This window comes from Halopseudomonas pachastrellae, assembly GCF_900114765.1.
Lineage (GTDB): Bacteria > Pseudomonadota > Gammaproteobacteria > Pseudomonadales > Pseudomonadaceae > Halopseudomonas > Halopseudomonas pachastrellae.
In genome coordinates this window covers 1-7317 of record NZ_FOUD01000037.1, presented here as the reverse complement: position 1 = coordinate 7317, position 7317 = coordinate 1, and the positions used below count along the sequence as shown (strand labels likewise).

Genomic DNA, 7317 nt, shown 5'->3' with positions numbered 1-7317 from the left:
TGCACGCTACGCAAGCTTCACCACTTCATCCAGGCGGCATTCGGCTGGCACAGCTGCCACCTGCATGAGTTTCAGGTTGGGCTCAATCGTTACACACCACTGGATCCGGAGTTTGCCGACCTGCAGGACGATGCCCAGGACGACCGACGCATCAAGATGACAAAAGTGTTCAAGAATGTTGGTCGTGTGCGCTACACCTATGACTTTGGCGATAGCTGGCAACACGTGATTGCACTGGAAGCACAGAAGCCGAGCAATGCTTCCGGCACCTGGTGCGAGGTACTGGATGGTGCAGGCGCTTGCCCACCGGAGGACGTGGGTGGCGTAACGGGGTATCAGGACTTCCTGCAGGTGATTGCCCAGCCGGACAGTGAAGAAGGCCAGGAGGCACTGGCTTGGGTGGGCGGTCACTTTGATCCGCGACTATTTGATTGCAGAGCCGCAAACGCTGCGGTTCAGCGCATTTGCAACAACCTCTGGGGCTAAGCGGGTAGCTACCGGTTACTCCTCCGGCAGCGTCTTGCACAGCGTCATAAAGAAACGCCCCGGCTGGCCATCCACCATCTCGACATAACCTTCGCGCCGCCCCCGGCACCAACCTGCATCCCAATCAGCCGCAAACCGCCTGAACTCACCCCCCTCCTCGCACTGCGCAAGAAATTCCTGCCAAGCTGTATTCAGGTGTCCGAATGGCACATCCGGCACCGTGCCAAGCGGATCGAAAACCCGTTCTCGAGCTTCGATTTCAACCACAGAGAGAGCCTCCTGCAGATGCTGTGAAGTCACCGCGAATTCTGGCATCGGGGCTGCCGGCTTTAACGGTCGATCCACCAGAAGAAGCAGGAGCAGCATCGGCCAAATCAGGCTACTGATCAGAATCAGGGGTAACCAGCGCCGCTTCGGCGGCTGCCAGTCTGGGTCAAGGGCCTGCGCTGCCACCTCGGTTATTGCTGGGGCCTTAGCATAGGCACGCGCGCCACGAACGCTGAACCCAATCCCGACCAGCAAGCCAATGCCGAGATACAAGTAGAGATAGGTCAATCGTCAGCCTCCTGCTGCGGGCCTGGCCTGGTAAACACCGTCAGCGCACCCACGCCATATCCCTCTGGAGCATTGGGATTATCTGATACGCCGTTGTGCTTCTCCATCGAGGCAACAAGCACACCACGCTCAAAGTCGAGCAGCAGATCACGCTCGTAGACACTCGCATAACCAGCATGCACGTACTTCAGCAGTTTGCCGCGTGGGACCCGGACTCGACCGGAGTACCAATGCGCGAATACCCGCTCCGAATACCCTGGGAACACGGACTCCAATGACGCATCAGTCCCGTCACTCAGGCAACCCTGGATTGCAATCAAGTAGAGCCTGCCGTCCAGTAGTTCCCAGGTAGCGACATAACCACGAATAAGCGCGGTTGAGCTCGGCTCGAACTCAGGATACACACCACCCAAGCGAAAGTAGGCACCGAGTGGAGCGTTACACATGGTCAGCCGCTCGCCCTGATAGAAAAGCAGGTCGCCGATCTGCGCAGTCATCAGGCCTCCGAGGGAGGGTCAGGTAGTTCGGGTACAGAGAACGCCGCAGCACCGAGCAACAACGCCACAACGAACATGAACAAACCCATTCCCCATGACTCTGTCACACCGAGCCAAAGCCCGTAGCCCATGGTAGCCAGTTGCAGCATCAGGATGCTGGCATTGAAAAGATACTTAATCACAATCCCCATGCCGCGATACCTCCTACCAATAACCAAGACCAATGGCGTGCCTTAGTGACGGTCCTTATGCCGATGCCCTCGAAGCAACGCTGGCCTGGATACGTTCGATCACCTGATCCCTGAACTCCGCATGCCCATAACCAGCCCGCGGATGTGCTATGCGATAACAGGTGGCGCCGGCCGCTTCGAACTCCCAGAGCTTGCCCGGAACCAATTTGTCTTTAGCGGTCTGGTATCCGCCGAAATGATCATTAAACAGGCTCCGAATGGGCCCATCTGCGCCTTTGATACCCGAAGCGAAAACAATGAAATCCGGCTTGAAACGGCGAATCTGCGCAGCAAGCAATTGCTGTGACGTTGATACGATCTCATTGAACTCGCTAGCTGGGCGTTTTTTTGGGCTCTTCTTGTCGTAGTCCCAGGCAAACAGGTTCGCGTAAATCAGCGCCCGGGGATCCAGACCCAGCTCCCTAGCCAGCCGGAAGTAATACTGCATAAAACGGCTTCTGGACGTATCGACGACCTTGTCGCCCTTCAACTCGAAGTGTTTTCTGTAGCGTCTGAAGGACTCGTTTACTACCTCCGATACCGAAACACCGCCCAGCCCCGCTGCACGCTTGATAGTGTTTTTGTTGTTATCGGTATTCCAACCTGCAGTCTCCCGGCCAACCAGCATGACCTTGGTCTTTGCCGTCCAGTACTCATCAAAGGGGGCGGGCAGAAATACGCCAGAGTACTTATCCTCATCCAGGTTGAATCTATCAATCTGCAGCCCCTGCAGAATGCGCGCGTATTCCTGTTTCAATGCATCCATTCGTTACGTCCTCTATCCATTCTCAGTATCGTCGCCAAGCAACCACTCAATGCGAAGGTCACCTTGGTCTATGTGTACGATACCCTTTTTCCAGCAGCTACGACCGCACTGCGCTCTGTACTGAATCAGGGTGTCGAGCAGCTCCATCAAATACAGCTTGAAGCCTGACTCTCCCGCCACCACCGACAGTTCGCCCTCAGTCTCCCATGACGCATGGCTCAAGCGTGCCTCATGATCCTCGGCATAGAACGTAACTTTCCCGCGCCCCTCGGCCATCTCAGGAAACTGTTGAGACAACATGCTTAGCCGCTGCGCCTCAAAACTTTCATCAAACTCAACGCCTGCTTTATCCACGACCAGCCTCCCGACGTCCAATCGATACCAAGCCCAGCCGACTACCAAGCCGGATAGCGCGAACGCGTCAGAACATCGTGCCGCGCATCACTGCCGGCCTGGTAACGCTGTGGAATGTCAGCAAGGTCAACAGCTATCTGCGTTATCACATCTCGCAGCTCAAGATCTTCTAGCCAACGGTCAGGAATAGCCTGCGGGCCGTAGATCAGACCCAGTAGGTTGCCCGCAATCATCCCGGTGCTGTCGCTGTCACCACTGTGATTGACCGCCGTGATCACCCCGTCCTCCAAGCTTTCGGCTGCAAGTGCGCACCAGAGCCCGATAGCCAGTGCTTCCTCTGCAACCCAACCGCCACCCAAATCTGCAATACGCTCAGGATTAGGACGCACGCCCTGCTGGTGCAGACGCAGTACGTATTCGATCAGCCTGCGCGTTTCTTCCATACCGGGCTTGCCGCCGTGCGCTTGCAAGGCAATGACCGTTGCGTCGTCAAGTTGAATATTACGCCAGAGTCGGTTCAGGATGTCAGCAAACAGCCCTGCCGCCAGATAGCCTGTCGGATGGCCATGTGTCAGTCTCGCGGACTCACTCGCGACCTCGAACGCATTGAACAAAAATGCACAGGGGGCCACGCGCATGACGCCACCGCAGCCTTTGCTGTCATTGACTGCGTGCTCGCCGAACTCGGCACTATCAATCAGGGCGGAAAGGCAGGTGTTACCTGGCGCACGACGTGACCAGAGCTCTTTTTGCCTGATCAACCAGCCATCGCGGCAAGGACTCAGCGCGGGCTCGACGCCCTGGGTCACCAACCAGCGCTGCAGAGCATGATGGATGACGGCGGGGACATGACAACTACCGGTGTCAGCCTGACGCACAAAGGCGCGCAGCAAACCCTCAGCCGTGAACAGCATCATCTGTGTGTCGTCAGTGATCGCACCACGGCGCCCATATGCCGGTGCCATGGAGCGAATGCCCCAGTTACCAAAACCGCGGCGAATCTCGTCCCACGACATGAATTCAACTCGAGCGCCCAGCGCGTCGCCAGCAGCACCTGCCAGCAAACAACCGAGGGTGCGCTCTGCCCCGTGCGCCACGGGAGCCGGCTTCAACCATCCGAGCTCTCGCCCACAAACAGAGGGCTGTGCGATGCCGTCGTCAGTCCCGTCATCACCGTACAGAACAATGCATGGGTGTCCGCACACATCACGCTGCAGATAACGCATCAGTACGTCCTCACGTAGGGCTGAAGACGAATCAATGGGGCTGGTCAAGGTTGCGGTCATGCTGTCACTCCATGGCAATTGCAGAGTGACAGGCTAAATTCAGCATGCGACGATTCATGTCGCTGCGATTAGACACAAGGATTTGCAATGAGCCAGCACGATACCCTGATGCGCCACCTCGCTTTGCTGCGCATGATTCCCCGTCATCCGCATAAGCGCGCCACCACTACCCTGCACGAGAGGCTGATCGAAGAGGGGTTTACTCTGACACCACGCTCTTTACAGCGCGATCTGGAGCGACTCTCCACCCGGTTTCCGCTCACCTGCGACAGTTCGGAAAAGCCCTATCGCTGGTCCTACGTCGCCAACTACGCCAGTGACCTGCCCGCCATGGATACCGTTGAAGCGCTGGTGCTAGTCATGGCTGAGCAAGGGCTGTCAGACAAGCTACCGCCCTCCGCACTCAGCCACATTGGCTATCGATTCGAACGTGCACGCCAACTTCTCGGGAGCCTGCATGCAAACGGCCTATCGCACTGGAGCAAGCGCGTTTCGAGCATTCCTGAAGGCAAGTCACTTATCGCGCCTGACGTCAAAGCCGGTATCTGGGATGCAGTCTCTGATGCGCTGCTCAACCAGCAGGCGATTGAGGTGGACTACCTTAGCCGCTACAAACAAGAGGTTCAGCACTTCACGGTGCATCCGCAGGGCCTAGTGACGCGCGGACCAATCAGCTACGTACTTGCCACCATCAACCAGCACGATGACATCCGCCAACTCGCCCTGCATCGGTTTCAAACGGTTCAAAGCAGCAGCGTGGCCTACCGGTCACGCCCTGAATTCAATGTGCAGGACTACATCACCGAAGGTAGCTTTGGCCTGCCAGTCACAGCAGAGCCAGTGGTGCTTGTTGCTCAGTTGAACAGCCACGTCGCCTGGAAGCTGAGAGAAACACCGGTGAGCGATGATCAGACATTGTCTGAACCCGACGCAGATGGCTGGATCGAGTTACGCGCAACAGTACCGAACGACCAGCAAACCCTCTGGTGGATTCATGGCTTTGGTGCCGGCTTTCACGTCGTGCAACCAGCGGAGTGGCGAGATCATCAGGCAGAGCAAGCCGAGAAAATCCTGTCACAGGCGAAGAAAAACGGTTACCAGCCTTTGCGGCAGGAGGCAACGCCATGAGCTATGAACGCCTAAAGCAGCGCCAGCGCGCTGAACGCCACACCCACAACGAGAACCTAGCCCTGCGCACCCACCGCTCGCTCAGCTGGCTCAACCGCGCCGAACAGGCCGAGGATCTGGACGGGCAATTCATCTTTCTATGGATCGCCTTTAACGCGGCCTACGCCACGGAAATTGACGAACGCCTACGCCTCAGGGAACAGGAAAACTTCAAGGTTTTCCTCAACAAACTGTGCGAGCTGGATCAGCAGAACACGCTTGAGAAACTGGTCTGGCAGGCATTCCCCGGCAACATACGGGTGCTGCTGGACAACCCGTTTGTGTTTCAAAGCTTCTGGGACTATCAGAACGGTAAGCTCAGCCATGAGGACTGGCAACAGCGCTTCATCGCAGGCAAGCAACGCGCCAAAATCGCCCTCGGCTCCCGTGACGGGGTCATGCCGAGATAAAGGAAAATTAGGACATAGTGGTTCTATCCTATTGATATAAATAGAATTTCACTTGGCCTGTTTGTCCCGCCTGCCTCATGCCCGGAAGCGTCTATGCTGATCTATTTGCATGCATAGGGGCTGAGCGATGGCGGCTTTGGAGAGAACGGCCTATCCACGACTAGCAACTACCCTCAGTGCGAAGGACTTACACCGCAACTATTCGCTTTCCTCAGGAGAGCTTGACTGGATTTCCAGGACAGCTCGTAGCCCAGCCCTTTCCCTTGGGCTGGCAGTCCAGCTCAAGGTATTCCAAGAGCGCCATTACTTTCCTCCCCTAGACGAGATACCTCCAGAAATCACTGACCACAGCAGGAATACACTCGGTTTTGGCCCTCGTATCACTTCCCGCTATACCAACTCGCGTACTTTTTATAGGCATCAGGCGGCCATTCGTGAGTACCTCCAGATCAAGGCTTTCTATGGTAGTGAAGCGCTCACCATAGCTCTCCACCTTGCGCACGAATCTGCCGAGGTACTCGACCAGCGGGCGGATATCATCAATGTGCTGATCGGCGAGTTGCTGCAGCGCAGCTACGAACTCCCAGCCTATTCCACCCTCAATGACGCTGCTGAGGATGCCTTAGTTGCAATGCAGGAGCGGCTATTCAATCTCGTTGTGACCAGGGCGCCAATTGAGGTGGTCTACAAACTGAAAGAACTGCTCGAAACGGATTTCGGGCGACGCCAAAGTGACTTCAACGCCCTCAAGCAGGCACCCAAGAAGCCATCCCGCAAACACTTGGAAGTGCTGATAGATCACATGGCTTGGCTCGAGAGCTTTGGGAATCTAGATGCCATTTTTGATGGAATCGTCGATACCAAAATCCGCCACTTCGCTGCCCAAGCTGCGGCGTCGGACGTCGCCGAGCTTAAGGACTGTTCGCTGCCGAAGCGTTACACGCTGATGCTTGCCTTGATCTATCGGATGCGCGTGCGGACTCGGGATCACCTAGCCGAGATGTACATCCGGCGAATCTCTACGATTCACAAACGTGCCAAGGAAGAACTAGAGCAAATCCAAGCACGGCAACGTCAGAAGCTGGAGCAGCTGGCGGCCACCCTGGACGGTGTGGTGCAGATTTTGGTTCAGGAACCGGATGACCAAGAGGCAGGTAGCCTGATTCGGGAATACCTCTCCCCCGACGGCAACCTGGAACGGTTACGCGAAACCTGTGCCGAAGTCGGGGGTGTACGAATTTTTGTGTAACCGGCTAATGAGCGACACTGTCGCTCCGAACCGGAGACACGATGAGCAAGAAACTACATCCCATCACCGACGAGCTGCTGGATCAGCTCTTGGCCAACTATCAAAAACCTGAAGACCTGATTGGTGCCGAAGGCATCCTCAAGCAGCTGACCAAAAAGCTGGTTGAGCGTGCGCTGGATGCCGAGTTGACTCACCATCTGGGGCACGACAAGCATCAGCCGGTCGGTAACTCGTCTGGCAATACCCGCAACGGCTTTAGCCGCAAGAAGCTCAAGGGCGAGTTCGGCGAGCTGCCCATTGAGATACCGCGTGATCGG

Annotated in this window: 9 protein-coding genes and 2 pseudogenes; 5 read left to right on the top strand and 6 right to left on the bottom strand. The window is 56.5% G+C overall.

Annotated elements, in window-relative coordinates; all coding sequences use genetic code 11:
- A partial coding sequence (locus BM116_RS18290; protein WP_090475319.1) for a plasmid pRiA4b ORF-3 family protein occupies positions 1-486 on the top strand: 486 nt, incomplete at its 5' end.
- A gap of 15 nt (positions 487-501) precedes the next feature.
- Here the strand turns inward: BM116_RS18290 and BM116_RS18285 are convergent.
- The 6 genes from BM116_RS18285 to BM116_RS18260 are packed head-to-tail and all read right to left on the bottom strand — an operon-like array spanning position 502 to position 4174.
- Positions 502-1041, bottom strand: a complete 540-nt coding sequence (locus BM116_RS18285; RefSeq protein ID WP_083729386.1) for a hypothetical protein — start codon at positions 1039-1041, stop codon at positions 502-504.
- Positions 1038-1538, bottom strand: coding sequence for a hypothetical protein (locus BM116_RS18280; RefSeq protein WP_083729388.1), 501 nt, complete (start codon positions 1536-1538; stop codon positions 1038-1040). Before BM116_RS18280 ends, BM116_RS18285 begins: the two co-directional genes overlap by 4 nt.
- Positions 1538-1729, bottom strand: a complete 192-nt coding sequence (locus BM116_RS18275; protein WP_083729390.1) for a hypothetical protein — start codon at positions 1727-1729, stop codon at positions 1538-1540. Before BM116_RS18275 ends, BM116_RS18280 begins: the two co-directional genes overlap by 1 nt.
- 55 nt (positions 1730-1784) lie before the next feature.
- Positions 1785-2534: a hypothetical protein gene (locus BM116_RS18270; protein ID WP_083729392.1), complete on the bottom strand. Its 750-nt coding sequence runs from the start codon at positions 2532-2534 to the stop codon at positions 1785-1787.
- 12 nt (positions 2535-2546) lie between these two features.
- Positions 2547-2888: a hypothetical protein gene (locus BM116_RS18265; RefSeq protein ID WP_235846800.1), complete on the bottom strand. Its 342-nt coding sequence runs from the start codon at positions 2886-2888 to the stop codon at positions 2547-2549.
- A gap of 41 nt (positions 2889-2929) precedes the next feature.
- A complete protein-coding gene (locus BM116_RS18260; RefSeq protein ID WP_235846799.1) occupies positions 2930-4174 on the bottom strand; it encodes an ADP-ribosylglycohydrolase family protein in 1245 nt (414 codons plus the stop codon).
- Between the two features lie 87 nt (positions 4175-4261).
- On the opposite strand from BM116_RS18260, the gene BM116_RS18255 reads away from it, so the two are divergent.
- From BM116_RS18255 to BM116_RS18240, 4 genes and pseudogenes are all read left to right on the top strand, one after another.
- On the top strand, positions 4262-5302 hold the full coding sequence (locus BM116_RS18255; protein WP_083729394.1) for a helix-turn-helix transcriptional regulator: 1041 nt from the start codon (positions 4262-4264) through the stop codon (positions 5300-5302).
- Positions 5299-5733, top strand: a pseudogene (locus BM116_RS18250) (hypothetical protein); the annotation flags it as partial. The gene BM116_RS18255 and the pseudogene BM116_RS18250, both read left to right, overlap by 4 nt.
- A 145-nt stretch (positions 5734-5878) precedes the next feature.
- Positions 5879-6976: pseudogene (locus BM116_RS18245) on the top strand (DUF4158 domain-containing protein); the annotation flags it as partial.
- Between the two features lie 65 nt (positions 6977-7041).
- Positions 7042-7317 (top strand): transposase (locus tag BM116_RS18240; RefSeq protein ID WP_175494060.1); only part of this gene is annotated, 276 nt, incomplete at its 3' end.